Source organism: Acidomonas methanolica (assembly GCF_004346035.1).
In the GTDB taxonomy this organism is placed as follows: Bacteria; Pseudomonadota; Alphaproteobacteria; order Acetobacterales; family Acetobacteraceae; genus Acidomonas; species Acidomonas methanolica.
Map to the genome: position 1 here is coordinate 11,435 of NZ_SLZN01000008.1, position 14,493 is coordinate 25,927.

The 14,493-nt window shown below is 65.6% G+C and carries 10 protein-coding genes; 4 read left to right on the forward strand and 6 right to left on the reverse strand.

The features are described 5' to 3' along the window. Positions 1 to 259: 259 nt before the first annotated feature. Positions 260 to 3,085, forward strand: coding sequence for a Hint domain-containing protein (locus EDC31_RS08100; RefSeq protein WP_042058784.1), 2,826 nt, complete (start codon positions 260 to 262; stop codon positions 3,083 to 3,085). A gap of 128 nt (positions 3,086 to 3,213) precedes the next feature. Here the strand turns inward: EDC31_RS08100 and EDC31_RS08105 are convergent, their stop codons facing one another. Next, positions 3,214 to 4,173: a hydrogen peroxide-inducible genes activator gene (locus EDC31_RS08105; protein ID WP_042058786.1), complete on the reverse strand. Its 960-nt coding sequence runs from the start codon at positions 4,171 to 4,173 to the stop codon at positions 3,214 to 3,216. Positions 4,174 to 4,319: 146 nt separating this feature from the next. On the opposite strand from EDC31_RS08105, the gene ahpC reads away from it, so the two are divergent. From ahpC to EDC31_RS17920, 3 genes are all read left to right on the forward strand, one after another. After that, the gene (gene ahpC, locus EDC31_RS08110; protein ID WP_042058788.1) at positions 4,320 to 4,883 is read left to right on the forward strand and encodes an alkyl hydroperoxide reductase subunit C; all 564 of its coding nucleotides are present in this window, start codon (positions 4,320 to 4,322) and stop codon (positions 4,881 to 4,883) included. 264 nt (positions 4,884 to 5,147) lie between these two features. After that, positions 5,148 to 6,731 (forward strand): alkyl hydroperoxide reductase subunit F, encoded by a 1,584-nt coding sequence (ahpF, locus tag EDC31_RS08115; RefSeq protein ID WP_042058790.1) that lies wholly within the window; start codon positions 5,148 to 5,150, stop codon positions 6,729 to 6,731. Continuing rightward, positions 6,728 to 7,573, forward strand: coding sequence for a hypothetical protein (locus EDC31_RS17920; protein WP_186820004.1), 846 nt, complete (start codon positions 6,728 to 6,730; stop codon positions 7,571 to 7,573). The genes ahpF and EDC31_RS17920 overlap by 4 nt, the downstream gene beginning before the upstream one ends. Here the strand turns inward: EDC31_RS17920 and rsmA are convergent. From rsmA to lptF, 5 genes are read right to left on the reverse strand one after another with little or no spacing between them, the layout of a single operon-like run. Then, positions 7,553 to 8,386, reverse strand: coding sequence for a 16S rRNA (adenine(1518)-N(6)/adenine(1519)-N(6))-dimethyltransferase RsmA (rsmA, locus tag EDC31_RS08125; RefSeq protein ID WP_042058792.1), 834 nt, complete (start codon positions 8,384 to 8,386; stop codon positions 7,553 to 7,555). The two genes, EDC31_RS17920 and rsmA, sit on opposite strands and share 21 nt — an antisense overlap. After that, a complete protein-coding gene (locus EDC31_RS08130) occupies positions 8,383 to 9,816 on the reverse strand; it encodes a peptidylprolyl isomerase (RefSeq protein ID WP_081797588.1) in 1,434 nt (477 codons plus the stop codon). The genes rsmA and EDC31_RS08130 overlap by 4 nt, the downstream gene beginning before the upstream one ends. Positions 9,817 to 9,826: 10 nt before the next feature. Continuing rightward, a complete protein-coding gene (locus tag EDC31_RS08135) occupies positions 9,827 to 12,142 on the reverse strand; it encodes an LPS-assembly protein LptD (protein ID WP_042058794.1) in 2,316 nt (771 codons plus the stop codon). Then, a complete protein-coding gene (lptG, locus tag EDC31_RS08140; protein ID WP_042058796.1) occupies positions 12,142 to 13,293 on the reverse strand; it encodes an LPS export ABC transporter permease LptG in 1,152 nt (383 codons plus the stop codon). The genes EDC31_RS08135 and lptG overlap by 1 nt, the downstream gene beginning before the upstream one ends. Further along, positions 13,283 to 14,479 (reverse strand): LPS export ABC transporter permease LptF, encoded by a 1,197-nt coding sequence (lptF, locus tag EDC31_RS08145; RefSeq protein WP_186820005.1) that lies wholly within the window; start codon positions 14,477 to 14,479, stop codon positions 13,283 to 13,285. Before lptF ends, lptG begins: the two co-directional genes overlap by 11 nt. Positions 14,480 to 14,493: the final 14 nt, after the last annotated feature.

Here is a 14,493-nt window from a genome sequence, read left to right on the forward strand (position 1 = left end):
AACGCGTCCAGCGCCCTCCAGGCTGGGCTCGGAAACGCATGCAATGGACGTCCAAATCGCCTCTTCTTCACTCCCGTTAAAGCTGTCGTTATTAATTCGTTATTAGATCGTTATTTGCTCACCGTTATTAATTCGTTATTATTATAAATAATTCTTTGGGGATTTATTTCGTCGCTCTAGTATCCCCGACACTAGAACAGCGGCGAAACGTCAACCGGGACGCTTGCGCAAATCACGATTCAGCAAAGAGGTTTTGGAGATGACGACGATATTCTGGCAGGGCGGTGCATCCAACGACTGGTATGACCCGGCGAACTGGAGATACGGAAATCTCCCCCAAAGCGACAGCAACCAGGCCGCGAACGTCAGCGGCACCGCCGCCGATCCGGCGCTGGCGGTGCTCAACGCGCCGAGCTACAGCCAGATCGACTGCCTGACCGTCGGCGACGACGCCACGGTCAAGATCACCGCCACGACGGCGGGCATCGGGAACGTCTTCGCCACGCGTGGCACCGAGGTCTATCCGGGCAGCAATCTGATCATCGACACGCCCGCAGCCGTCGAACTCGGCATCGTCACCAAGGTCGACGGCACGCTGACGATCATCGGCAATGACGGCAAGGTCGTCCTCGACGGCACCCGCATCGTCGGTGGCGGGACGGTCAACCTCGTCGATTCGACCCTCGGCAGCGCGACCTATCCCGTCAGCCTCGCCACCGCCGTCACCCTTTCGGGCAACAGCACGCTCTATGCCGGTTTCTATGGCGACGGCGCGTCCGTGACCTTCGATCCCGCGACGCAGAATACGCTCTATGTCACGGGCAACGAGAGCACCATTTCGACGCCGCTGTACGGCGTGTCGGAAAACACGATCTTCGGCATCGAGGCCGGATCGCAGACGCCGGTCTCCGCCGCATACACCATGAATTCCGACGGCACCTACAGCCTGTCCGTCACCATGACGGACGGCAAGGCGCTGACCTTCGACGACATCCATCTCGCCTCGGGCTTCGTCCCCGCCTCGCCGACCATCGAGCAAACGTCGAGTGGCTGGGCGATCGTCGACACCAATGCGAGCAGCGTGCCTCCTTCGTATGACACGTCCGATACGCACCTGTCGCTGGTGGCGACCGCCACCGCGGCGCAGCAGGTCGGCGGCGACACCTCGCAATATTCGACCACCGAATACAGCCAGCACAATGGCGATCAGACGGATGGCTGGAACGGCGGCGCGACCGGGAACTGGTCCACGGCGTCCGACTGGAGCACGGGCGCGGTCCCCGAGGAGGATCCGGCCGGCCACGCCTCGCTCGCCGGCACCGAATCGACGCCCGTGAGCGTGACCCTCGATACGCCGTATTACCAGCAGATCACCTCGCTGAGCATCGGTCCCTACGCGACCATGACGATCACGGCCACGGCGGATCGCGCCGGCTATGTCTTCGCGACACAGGGCATGCAGATCGCCCCCACCGGCGCGCTGGTGATCAACACCGCGTCGCCCGTCGAACTCGGCGGCGTCACCGAGGTGCGCGGCGGCACGGTCACGATCGAGAACAACGACGGCAAGGTTGTGCTCGATGACAACAGACTCACCGGCACCGGCACGCTCAACCTGATCAACTCGACCCTCGGCACCGTCGCCGCGCCGGTCCGGGTGGGGTCCTTCGCGGTCAATCTCACCGGCGGCAGCACGCTTTATGCCGGTTTCTACGCCAGCGGCTCCTCCGTGACCTTCGACCCCACAACGCGGAACACGCTCTATGTCACGGGTGACGAAAGCACGGTTTCCACCGCGCTTTACGACGTGTCGGCGAACACGGTCATCGGCATCGAGCCCGGCGCCTACAGCGCGCCCGATTCCGCGCAATACGTGGACAATGGCGACGGTTCCTACAGCCTCGTCGTCAGTCTGGCCGACGGCAAGACGCTGACGTTCTCGGACGTCCATTTCGCCAGCGGTTTTACCCCGGTCACGCCGACCGTCACGGCGGTCGCTGGCGGCGGCTGGATCATCACCGACTCCAACGCGCCGTGCTATCTCGCGCAGACGCTGATCCGCACCGATCGGGGCGATGTCGCGGTCGAAGACCTCCGGATCGGCGATCAGGTCGTCGCCTTCGACTGGGAGAACGGCCGGGACAGTCTCCGTGAGATCGTCTGGGTCGGCAAGGCCCGCACGGTGGCCCGGCCGCATCTTCCGGATGACGAGGCCGGGTATCCCGTCCGTGTTCTGAAGGACGCGATCGCCGATGGCGTGCCGTACAAGGACATGCTGATCACGTCGGAGCACTGCCTGTTCTTCGAAGGCAAGTTCATTCCGGTCCGCATGCTCGTCAACGGTCGGTCCGTCTTCTACGACAAGACGATCCGCTCCTATGACTACTATCACGTCGAGACCGAGCGGCATTCGGTCATCATGGCGGATGGCGTCCTGAGCGAGAGCTATCTCGATACCGGGAATCATCGCGCTTTCCGCCGGCAGGAAGGCAACGTCATCTCCTTCCTGAATTCCCGCAACCTGACATGGGATGACGCCGCCGCGCCGCTGGGTGTCGCGCAGGATTTCGCAGAGCCGCTTCACCAGCGGATCGCCGCCCGCGCGGAAGCGGCGGGTCTCGAGCGGCAGGAGGAAGCCCCCGAACTGACCACCGATGCGGACCTGCATCTCATGCTCGATAACGGCGCTATCGTGAGCAAGCTGCGCGAGAATAACGGCCGCGTCATGTTCATGCTGCCGACCGGGGTGACGAGTGTTCGTCTCGTGTCCCGCGCCAGCCGCCCCGCCGACGTGATCGGTCCTTTCGTTGACGATCGCCGTTATTTCGGCGTCGCGGTCGGCGAGATCACCATGTTCGAGAGCGGCCACACCGTCGCCATCCGCTCCCATCTGACCGAAAAGGGACTGGACGGCTGGAACGACCTCCAATGGGAAGACACCCGCTGGACCAGCGGCAGCGCGCTGCTGCCCCTCGGCCAGCGCCATCCCAACAGCATCGCCCTGCTCGCCATTCAGGTCAGGGCGGCCGGCCCCTATCTGGCCGCCGGCATGATCGGGAAGACGGCTCTCGCCGCCACGGCCTGACGCCGGAGCCGCGCGATCGCCCGCGCCCCGCTCGCGGGGCGGGGATATCCGGTTTCCCGCACTATGACATGGGAGCATTCCTGCCGAATTCCGGTTCGGCTGGAATGCTCCCTTTCATTGTTTCTACTTCAGGCCCGGGCGGTTTCCATTTCGGGGACGGCGGCCTCGTCCGACGCTGTCATGACTCCTTCCGGCGGATGATCGCGGAGAAAGCCCGCGAATTCCGAGAAGGCCGCCCCGCGAGGGTCCGACGCGCGCCAGATCAGCCCGATATGGCGGCGGGCCCCCGGCACCGGGCGGGTGACGATGAACTCGGCCAGCGCCTCACGATGACGAAGGGCGAGAAGCGGGAAGAGTGAATACCCTTCTCCCGCCCCGACCATATGCCAGAGCATTTCCAGACTTGTGGCCAGGCGATGGCTTTCCTGATGCGCCATGCCGCAGAGCGACAGCGCCTGATCCCGCAGGCAATGCCCGTCCTCCAGCAGCAGGAGGTCCGGCCCGGCCAGATCGCGCTCCGTCAGCACGGCTTCGGTGGTCAACGGATGGCCGAGGGGAAAGGCCGCGACGAAGGGCTCGTCGAACAGGGGCGCGCTGCGGGTGGTGTCGCCGGCCACCGGCAGCGCGGCGATCACGAGGTCGAGTTCGTTGTCGCGGAGGCGGCCCAGCATCGGATGGGTCAGGCCCTCGGTCAGTTGCAGCGTAAGTTGCGGGTAGCTCCGGCGTAGCAGCGGGAGCAGGGACGGGACATAATACGGCCCCAGCGTGGCGATGACCCCGATGCGGAGCACCCCTTCGAGCGGGCCGGTGTGTGCGCGCGCGACTTCGAGCAGCGTTCGCGCGGCGATCAGGATCTCGCGGCAATGGGCAATGAGGCGCGCGCCGTCCGCCGTCGGCACGACATGGCGGCGCGTACGCTCGAACAGGGGCACGTTCAGCAGCGATTCGAGCTTGCGGACCTGCTCGGACAATCCGGCCTGACTGACGCCGCAGCGTTCCGCCGCGCGGGAAAAATTCCGGAGGTCGTCCACGGCGACCACATATTCGATGTCGCGCAGGGAAAGCCCCGCCAGCGGGATATAAGCCATATGCTATAAATAATCCTGGTGCGACCGGATTGATAGTCCGGTTTTACCTATAAATGAAATTGGAACGACCAGTTTGCCGGAGAGGATGGTTCGTGGAAGAATGAGGTTGTCAGGCAGCAACCAAGCAACAGCCTTAGGAGTCCTCAATGGCGCGCATCAACTCCCCGATCAAACCCTTCTCGACCGACGCCTTTCATAACGGAAAGTTCATCAAGGTGTCCGATGAGGACGTCAAAGGCAAGTGGGGCGTCTTCTTCTTCTATCCCGCCGATTTCACCTTCGTCTGCCCGACTGAGCTGGAAGACCTTGCCGATCATTATGCCGAATTCCAGAAGCTCGGCGTCGAGATCTATGCCGTCTCGACCGACAAGCACTTCACGCACAAGGCGTGGCACGACACCTCCCCGGCCATCAGCAAGATCACCTATGTCATGCTGGGCGATCCGACGGGCACGATCGCGCGCAATTTCGACGTGATGATCGAGGAAGCCGGAATGGCCGATCGCGGCACCTTCCTGGTCGATCCGGAGGGCAAGATCCAGTATATCGAGATCACGGCGGGCGGCGTCGGCCGCAGCGCGACCGAACTGCTCGGCAAGATTCAGGCCGCCCAGTATGTCGCCAGCCATCCGGGCGAGGTCTGCCCCGCCAAGTGGACGGAAGGCGGCGAGACGCTGAAGCCGTCGCTGGACCTCGTCGGCAAGATCTGACGCGGGCGGGAGATCGGGCCGCCGTCTGAGAGGCGGCCCGATCTCCTCCTCTCCCGCGCCTGTCCGGCAGCGCGACGTCGCGCCGTACTGTCGAACATGCGCCGACGAACATGCGCCGCGCCCGCTCGTTGCGGCTTCCCATTGCGCCGGGGCACGTCCCTGACCACATCTCCAGTCATTTCGTCGGACGGAGCCTTTGCGGGCGCCGAAGACCCGACTCTTCCCGACCTCCCGATCCCCTCCCAGACAAGGAACAAGAGTCTCATGCTCGACCCGGCACTCAAGGACCAGCTCCGCTCCTACCTCACCCGTCTCGCCGAGCCCATCGTGCTCGACGCCGCACTCGACGACAGCGCGGCGTCCGGGGAGATGAAGACCCTGCTCGACGAGATCGCCGGCCTGTCGGACAAGGTGAGCGTGACGGAGAGCGCGGACGCCGAGCGGCGTCCCGCCTTCACCGTCCGTCGGGCCTCAGGCGGGGCGAGCACGACCTTCGCCGCCATTCCGCTGGGGCATGAATTCACCTCGCTGGTGCTCGCCCTGCTCCAGATCGGCGGATACCCGCCCAGGATCGCGCCGGAAGAGGCGGATCAGATCCGCGCGCTGACGGGCGAATTCCATTTCGAGACCTTCGTGTCGCTCTCCTGCCAGAACTGCCCGGACGTGGTGCAGGCGCTGAACGCCATGTGCGCCCTCAACCCGCATGTGCATCACACGATGATCGACGGCGCGCTGTTTCAGGCGGAGGTCGCGGCGCGGGGCATCATGTCCGTCCCGCAGGTCTATCTGAACGGCGAGCCCTTCGCCTCGGGCCGCATGGATATCGAAGCGATTCTCGCCAAACTCGATGCCGGCGCCGTCGCGCGCAAGGCGGCGGCGCTGGGGGAGAAGGCGCCTTTCGACGTGCTGATCGTCGGAGCCGGCCCCGCCGGTGCGGCGGCGGCGGTCTATGACGCGCGCAAGGGACTCCGCACCGGCCTTCTCGGCGAGCGGTTCGGCGGGCAGGTGCTCGACACCATGGCGATCGAGAACTACGTCTCGGTGCCGGAAACGGACGGTCCGAAATTCGCCGCCGCGCTGGAACAGCATGTCCGTGCCTATGATGTCGATATCATGACCGGGCAGAAGGCCGCGGCGCTCGTTCCCGCCTCCCGGAACGGCGGGCTGCACGAGTTGCATCTCGAAAACGGCGCGATCCTGCATGCGAAGACGCTGGTCCTCGCCCCCGGCGCGCGCTGGCGGCACATGAATGTCCCCGGCGAGGATATCTACCGCACCAAGGGCGTCGCCTATTGCCCGCATTGCGACGGTCCGCTCTTCAAGGGCAAGCGCGTGGCCGTGATCGGCGGCGGCAACAGCGGCGTGGAGGCGGCGATCGACCTCGCGGGGATCGTCCAGCATGTCACGCTGCTCGAATTCGCCGACTCCCTGCGCGCCGATGCCGTGTTGCAGACCAAGCTGCACTCGCTGCCGAACGTGACGGTCATTACCCACGCCCTGACAACGGAGGTCGTGGGCGACGGGCGGAAGGTGACGAGTCTGCATTATCGCGATCGCCGGACGGAGCAGGCGCATGAGATCGTGCTGGACGGGATTTTCGTGCAGATCGGCCTCGTGCCGAACACGGAATGGCTGCGCGGCGCGGTGACGCTGTCCGAGCGCGGGGAGATCGTGGTGGATGCGCATGGCGCGACTTCGGCGCCCGGCGTGTTCGCGGCAGGGGATGCGACGACGACGCCGTACAAGCAGATCGTCGTCGCCGTCGGCGAAGGCGCGACCGCAGCGCTCTCGGCCTTCGACTATCTCATCCGGCTGCCGGTGGAAGAGGGCGCGCGCGAAGCCGCATGAGAGGCGAACGGGACGTCGCGGCACGGCTGAACAGACTGTTGATTCCGCTCGGGGTGGGAGGCGCGGTTCTCGTTTCCGTGCTTCTTGCCCATGCCTGCGATTTTTTTCTGCATGAGTTCGCCCATACCTTTACCGCGTGGGGTCTCGGCTGGATGGCGGACCCGCTTGCGCTTGGCTACGGCCGGCCCACCATCGACAACATCCTCATGCAGCAGCAGGTCGACGACAACGTCGATTACGGCCCGATTTTCGCGAGTGGCCATGGTCTTCAGGCGGCTCTGATCGCCGCCGCCGGTCCGCTTCTCGCCAATGGCGGCGCGGCGATCCTGTGCGATCGCCTGCTTCTTGTTCTGACGTGCGGGACGCAGACGCCCGGTCGCGGGAAAATTATGCTCCTCTGGTCGCTGACATGGGTCGCGGCCTTCAACGTATTCAATGTGTGGAGCTATGCGCCGATCCGCGCTCTCGCCTCCCATGCGGACATGGCCCTTCTGGCGCGCGGGCTCGGCGTTCCCGGCTGGGTGCTTTTCCCCTTCGTCACCGGGTTCGCGCTCTGGCTGGCGATTCGCTTCTCCTGCGTGAGTCTGCCTCGGGTGTACTCCACCTTCGCCAGACGCTCCTGGGCCACCGTTCATCCCGGGGCCGGTCGCTGGGGACGCATTTTCGGTCCCGTGGTGCTTGCCGCCACCGTGCCTTTTTTCTCGATGAGCGGTCTGGGCGGCACTTATGGCCTCGCTGCGATTCTCATGAGCTATGCGAGCCTGTTCTTTCTGGTGCCCGTGCTGATGATGGCGTGCTGGGCCGCGTCCCAGCCGGAACCGTCAGAAAACTCGGTCCGATGACGAGAGCAGAAGCGCCGCGAGAGTCGCGAATTCCTGCACCGAGAGCGTTTCCGCCCGTCTCGTCCCTGCGATGCCCGCGCGTTCGAGGAAGGCGTCCCCGCCCAGCGGCTTCAGCGAGGAACGCAGCATCTTGCGCCTCTGCCCGAAGGCGAGGGCGGTGAGGCGCTCCATGGAGGCGAAGAGGGCGGCGTCCGGCTGGGCGGGGTAAGGCGTCAGGCTCACCACGGCGGAGTGAACCTTGGGCGGCGGAGAGAACGCGCCGGGCGGAATCTTCATCAGCAGGTGACAGTCGGCGCACCACTGGGCGAGCACGGCGAGCCGCCCGTACGCGCCGGTATCGGGCGCGGCGCAGATGCGCTCGGCGACTTCCATCTGGAACATCAGCGTCAGCCGTTCCCAGAGCGCGGCCTGGCGCAGCCAGCCGACCAGCAGCGGCGTGCCGACATTATAGGGGAGATTGGCGACGATCTGACGTGGGGCCGGGCAGAGGCTGGCGGCATCCAGCGTCGTCGCATCGGCGGGGACGAGCGTAAGGCGGCCGGGGTGATGGTTCGCCAGTTCCTCGATCGCCGGCCAGGCGCGCCGGTCGATCTCCACGGCGAAGACATGGGCTGCGGGGGTGTCGAGCAGGGCGCGGGTGAGGCCGCCCGGGCCGGGGCCGATCTCCACCACCTGCCGTCCGCGCAGATCGCCCGCGAGGGAGGCGATGCGCGCGGTGATCGACGGATCGAGCAGGAAGTGCTGGCCGAGCGCCTTGCGGGCGTCGAGCCCATGGGCGCGAATGGTCTCGGCGAGACCGGGCAGGGCGCTCAGCTTGCCTGTTTCCCCTGCGTCTTGCCGCTCGCGGGCGTCTTGCTCTCCGGCGTCTCGGCGGCGTGTGCAGGTTCATCGCGCATCTGGATGATGGAGCGGCGTTCGAGATCGCGGGCCAACTGGCGGGAGGCCTGCTCCACACGCTCGTTCATCAACTCGTCCGCGATTTCGCTCGGTGTCTGCTGGGCGACGTTCTTCTGCTGGCGCGAGCAGACGATGAGCAGGGCGATGCCGTCGCGCGAGACCAGCGGGCGGCTGGCCTGCCCGTCGCCGAGATGCGCCAGCACGGCCTGCATCTGCGGATTGACGCGTTCGAGAATGATCGGGCCGGGATTGCTGGGATGGGAATCCGCGACGCCGAGCTGGGTATTGAGCGCCTCCATCTGCGTGCAGTCATGAATGGACGCGGCGGCGGCGGTCGCCTTCTGCAATTGCATTTTCTGCTGGTCCGTCGGCGCCTGCGGATTCAGCGGCGCCTCGAACGGGAAGAATGCCTGACGGATGGTCAGGACGGTCGCGTTCTGATGCCCGACCGTTCGTTTCGCAGTGACCGTCGCGATCACATAGCCGCCCGGCACGCGAATGGGATTCGAGATCGCGCCCACGGGCATGGCCCGGACGATGGCGGCGACGGGCTGGTCGAGATTGTCTTCCTGCACCCAGCCCATCGCGCCGCCGTTCAGCGCCGTCTGGGATTGCGAGAACTGGGCCGCGACGATCGGGAAGGGCGCGCCTTCGCGAAGCTGCGCGATGATGGTCTTGGTGAAATCGAGTTCCTGCTGATCGTGCCGGGGATCGGCGACGGGGATGAAGATCTCGCTGACCATGTACTGCGGCCGGCCTTCCTCCGCTTGCAGGGCGGCCTCGCGCTGGGCGATCTGCTGGGCGGTGATATGGCCGCTATCGGCGATCTGCTCGCGCAGGACCTGCATCCAGCCGAGCTGCACGCGGATCTGGTCGATCAGCGTGGTCAGCGAGACGCCGTCCTGGGCGAGGTGATCGCGCAGGGCGTTCTTCGGCATGCCGTTGCGCTGTTCGATCCCCGCGATGGACTGGGCGATCTGCTCCGGCGGGATGTTGATATGGCGCTTGAGGATTTCCTGCGTCTTGTAGCGTTCCACGATGAGCTGGTGGACGATCTGCGGACGCAGCCGGGCCATCAGTTCCGGGCTGATCGACAATCCGGTGGAGAGCGCGAAGAGGCGGCCGCGATTATCGACGTCGCGCTGGGTCAGCACCTGGCCGTTGACGACGGCGACGATGGAGTCTTCGGGCGGCGTCGCCTCCGGCGCGGCGGGCGCATGTGCCTTCGGGGAGGTGGCGTCGGCCTGCTGATGCCGAGGCGCGGCCTGCGCCGCGGCGGGTGCAAGGAGTCCGGCAAGGAGACCGGCGAGGAGGCCGAAGCGGGCGACTGGAGGGGAAAGGATCATCAGGGTTGTGTCAGCCGTTGATTCCGAAAGTGCCGATCGTCTTGAACGTGAAGTTGAACAGCACGGTCGTATTCCGCTGCTGCCCGCCAATCGAGGTATATTGCTTGATGGCCAGGATGTCCAAGCCGAAGCAGTCATTCGCATAGCCGATGTCGCCGCCGAGGCTCACGAATTGATGCCGGGCGAGCGAGCGGCGGCCGAAGACGGAGAGATGGTAGTTCCGCCATTGGCTGGAGAATCCGCCGGAAATCTCGCTCATCGGCGTGTACCATGCGGAGGTCGGGCCGTTCTGGCGGTAATTGGTGGCGTAATAATAGTATGGCGTCACGGGCTCGTAGACATAGCCCGCATTGATGTGGAAGATCGGCACGCCGGTGCTGATCAGCCCTTCCCCGTAATCGAAGGCCTTGCGCCACGGATTGTAGCGGCCGCGGGCGGTCAGATCGATAAATTTGCTGGGCGAGAAACGGATGCGCCCCACCGGGTCCGACAAGGTGTGGTCCAGGCCGGAATAGGGGACGCGATTGTGCTGGATATGCTCCTGCACGCTTTCGCCGATCAGCACGTCGATCGCGTGGCCGCGCCAGCTCCAGTTGTTGTGGAGGCCGAAATTGGCGCGCAGGCCGCCGTCCAGCCGATCCGTCCCCTGCCAGCGATTGAGCGAGAACAATGTCGTATCGGTGAATTCGTACGAGAGACTGTCCTCGTTCGGCAGGAAGCGGGTGGCGCTGTTGCCGCTGTTGGGCGCGGCGATGATCTGGGCGACGGGTTCGAACACCTGCGTGCCGTGCCCGTGGGCGAAGCCGCGGAGGAACGGCCAGTTCAGCTTCAGCGCGATGGTGGGAAGAACCTGGCCGGCCGTATGGTTGCGGCCCGTGCCGTACCAGGCCGGCTGTTGGTAGAGATCGTTGCCGCGATAGAGCATCGAATCGACCCGCAGGGTCAGCAGCCAGATCTGGCCGAGCGTGTTGCGGAAGGGGCGGTCCCAGTTCATCTGGACCTCGCCGCGCTGATCAGACACGCCGCTGGCGCGATAGAGGTCGAAATCGGTCGTATGGAGCGAGAACGTCCCGCCCCATGCGTCCGGCTTCCCCTGGAAGGCGTAGGTCAGGCGCGGCAGGACATAGGGCAGTTCGGCGTCGTGAATGACGCCCTGGTTGAGGCCCTGGAAGAAGGAGCCGTCCAGCCGCGCGTAGGCGCCGACGCCGAATCCCTCCAGATAGGCGGTCGAATTGAGGAATTCGTTGCCGTAGCCGGAGATGCGGTAATCGCGCATGTAGTTGGCGGATGAGGCGAGATTGACATTGACCCCGGCGCGCCACCAGCGATTGATGTCGAATTCCGCCATGCCTCGGACATAGCCCTGGATGCCGTGCTCGCTGGTCGAGCCCACGTCATTGCCGAACGCGTTGACGAACGAGCTCGTCCGGTGCGTGTCGTAGGCGACGCCGGCGATCGCGGAGATCTTGCCGAAATTCATCGCGTTGCGGTACAGCCCGCTGATCTGCGGGCCGGTGCGGCTGGAGATCAGCCCCTGGACCGTCAGATCCTGCTGGTCGTCGATCGCCCAGAAATAGGGAATGGTCATATAGGTGCCGAGCCAGCGGTCATGCGGGCTGATGCCGGTGGTGAGGAAGCCGCTCTGCCGCTTCACCGTGGGGTCGGACATGGAGAAGGTCGGGAAATAGATCACCGGGATGCCCAGTATGTCCATCCAGGCATGGGTGAACTCGATGCGCTTGTGCTCGACATCCTGCGTCGCGCCATAGGCGCGCAACTGCCAGAAGGCCGGCGCGGCGGGGTTGGCGGCGCAGGGCTTGCAGGCGGTATAGACCGCATGCGTCATTTCGTTGATCTGGCCGCCCGTCCGGCGCATGCCGTTCGCGGCGAGCTTGGCGTTGTCCTCCATGCGCAGATAGATGCCCGTGGCGATGCCGTCATGCATTCCGTTGGAAAGCTCGACATAGGAGGCGTAGGTGGTGCTGCCGTCGGGCTCGACGATCGCCACATGCCCGCGCGCGGCCATCACGCCGGTGTTGCGGTCATAGGTGATCCTGTCGGCGCGCAGGGCATGGTCGCCCTGCCAGACCTGAACGTTGCCCCACCATGTGGCGATGCCGTTCTTCTGGTCGTAGCTCTCGTGATCGGTGAGATAGGTCACGGGATCGGCGGCGCTGGTCGGCTTGCCGATCTGGACCTTCGGACCGGACTGCGCCTTCGTCCCCGCCGCCATGGCGGGCGCGAGAGTCGCCGTTCCCGTGAGAATCGTGGCTGCGATCCAGATACCCCGTCGCGCGTTGCCCATTCCGCCGCGCCCTCTTCTCATCAACCATCCTCCAGGTGCAGCAGCAATGCGATCGCCAGGCACAGCCCCGCCCCCGTCGGCGCCCATGCGGCGAGAACGGGCGGAAGCGCGCCGGATTCCCCGAACTGCGCCGCGACCTTGGAGACGGTGAAGAGCACGAAGCCAGCGGCGACGCCCGAGCCGATCATCCGCGCGACACCGCCCCTCCGGCTGGGACGCATCGAGAATCCTGCCGCCACCAATGCCATCGTTCCGGCCAATATGGGAAGCGCCAGCAGTGTCTGAAAATGCAACCTGTGGCGAATGGAGGTGAAGCCGGACCGTTCCAGAAGGCGGATGAACCCCGGCAACGCCCAGACGGACATGGTTTCCGGCGAGGCGAAACTCTCCTCCACGCGCGGAACGGTCAGGTTGGTGGGCAGTTCGTAGGTCCCCGCTGGAACCGGCAGATGGTCGGGACGGATGGAGGACGCATCCTCCAGCGTCCAGTGGCCGGGGTCGAGTTCGCCGCGCGGCGCCTCGATCCGCAGGACGAGGCGGTCGTGATCGCCGAGCCGGAAGACGGACACCTCCTGGAGATGGATCGTGCCGCCGCGCATGTGAACGACGCGCGCGTAAAGGATCGCCACCCCATCAGCGCCGTTCTGGCGATCCGGCTGGCGGACCCAGAGCGATCCGCCGTTCAGCGCCAGAGGGCCGCCGCCGGTGCGCAGATAGGTGTCGTCGAGAAGCTCCGCCCTGCGGTACATCATGGAGGAGAGCGGGGTGACGAGCGTCGTCGCCGTCGTGCCGATCAGCAGGGCGCAGGCGAGGGGCGCGGCGAGGAACTGCCAGGCGGAAATCCCGGCCGCCCGCGCGACGATCAGCTCCGAGGAGCGGGTCAGCCGCCAGAAGCACACGATGCCGCCCAGCAGCACGCCGAACGGCAGGATGGTGATGGCGAAATAGGGGATGTGCAGGCAGGCGATCTTGAGCGCCATGCTGGACGGCACATGGGGCTTGCTGGCCACGCGCCGCAACAGGTCGATGCAGTCGAAGAGCGAGACCAGCCCGGTCAGCGCCAGGATCATGGCCATGACGGCCGCGGTGAATTGTCGCGCGAGATAGAGGGAGAGGGTGACGGAAACGCCCGTTCCCCAGCCCTTCGAGCGGACGAAAGCCTCAAGCGACATGATCGCCGCCTCCGCGCGCCGTCCGGCGCGCCGCTTTCCTTGCCGCGCATTTCTCCCGCCACCACTCCGCCATTTCGGGGCCGAAGAGGTGCAGCGCGCCGATCAGGGCCGGCACGAGCGCGACCAGCCACATGAGCGGCACGAGATGGAGATCGCGCCCGGCAAGGTTCTGCACCATGAGCGACAGCGCGAGCAGTCCTACCACGGTGAGGATCGCCGTCAGCGGCCGGGTGATGCCGCCATGGCGGGAGAACGCGCCGCTCAGCACCGAGACGAGGCCGATCATCACGAAGGACAGCACGGTAAGCGGCGTGGTGAGCCGCCGCCAGCCTTCCACGGCGAATTTCGCCCGGTCCTGCCGGGAGAGATCCGGATCGCGCGGCGACAGCAGGTCGCGCAGCGGCATCTCCGCCGCATCGCGCGATTCCTCGGTCGCGCGATGGACGGGGGTGAGGTCGATCGTGTTGCGCGCGAAGCTCAGCACGTTGAGCCGCCCCGTCTTGTGGTCGATCTCCTGCCGCGAGCCGTTATAGAGCACCACGCGCGGCTGGTCCTTCACCACGAGGATCGAACCCCGTTCCGCCAGGATCGTCGCATGGGCGCCGGGTTGCCGGTCATCCTCGACCAGGACGCCGTGCAGCTCGCCGTCATTGGTGCGGGAGCGGACATAGACGGTCAGGTCCGGCGAAATCTGCGCGAACACGCCCTCCTGCAACAGGAATGCCGCCATGCGGTTGCGGATCTGGAACTCCGTGCGGCGGAAGGCATGGAAGGAATGCGGCACGATCCAGAGATTGAGCGCATAGCAGAGCAGCGTCGCCAGCACGGCGCAGATCAGCCCCGGCCGCGCGAGCTGATAGGGCGATCGTCCCGCCGCGCGCATCACGGTGAGTTCGCGGTCGCCCAGCATCCGCTGATAGGTGAAGAGCACGACGAGAAAGGTGCTGATCGGCAGGATGATGGCGACGAAGCCGGGCACCAGCAGGGCGGTCAGGCCGATGAAGGTGCGCAGGGAGAGGCCGCGATCCACCACGAGCGAGACGAAATGCAGCGACTGCATGAGCCAGACAAGCGCCACCGCGCCGCCCGTGATGGCCAGCAATCCGAGCAGGAGCTGCCGCAGCACGTAGCGGTTCAGCAGCGGCAGGCGTATCCGGGTCACGAGCGCCGGAAAGACGGGCCGCACCGCTGAAAGGAAGG

Coding starts and splice junctions, on each gene's coding strand:
- EDC31_RS08100 (WP_042058784.1), top strand. CDS start 260: ATGACGACGATATTCTGGCAGGGCGGTGCATCCAACGACTGGTATGAC.
- EDC31_RS08105 (WP_042058786.1), bottom strand. CDS start 4,173: ATGGCTTATATCCCGCTGGCGGGGCTTTCCCTGCGCGACATCGAATAT.
- ahpC (WP_042058788.1), top strand. CDS start 4,320: ATGGCGCGCATCAACTCCCCGATCAAACCCTTCTCGACCGACGCCTTT.
- ahpF (WP_042058790.1), top strand. CDS start 5,148: ATGCTCGACCCGGCACTCAAGGACCAGCTCCGCTCCTACCTCACCCGT.
- EDC31_RS17920 (WP_186820004.1), top strand. CDS start 6,728: ATGAGAGGCGAACGGGACGTCGCGGCACGGCTGAACAGACTGTTGATT.
- EDC31_RS08130 (WP_081797588.1), bottom strand. CDS start 9,816: ATGATCCTTTCCCCTCCAGTCGCCCGCTTCGGCCTCCTCGCCGGTCTC.
- EDC31_RS08135 (WP_042058794.1), bottom strand. CDS start 12,142: ATGAGAAGAGGGCGCGGCGGAATGGGCAACGCGCGACGGGGTATCTGG.
- lptG (WP_042058796.1), bottom strand. CDS start 13,293: ATGTCGCTTGAGGCTTTCGTCCGCTCGAAGGGCTGGGGAACGGGCGTT.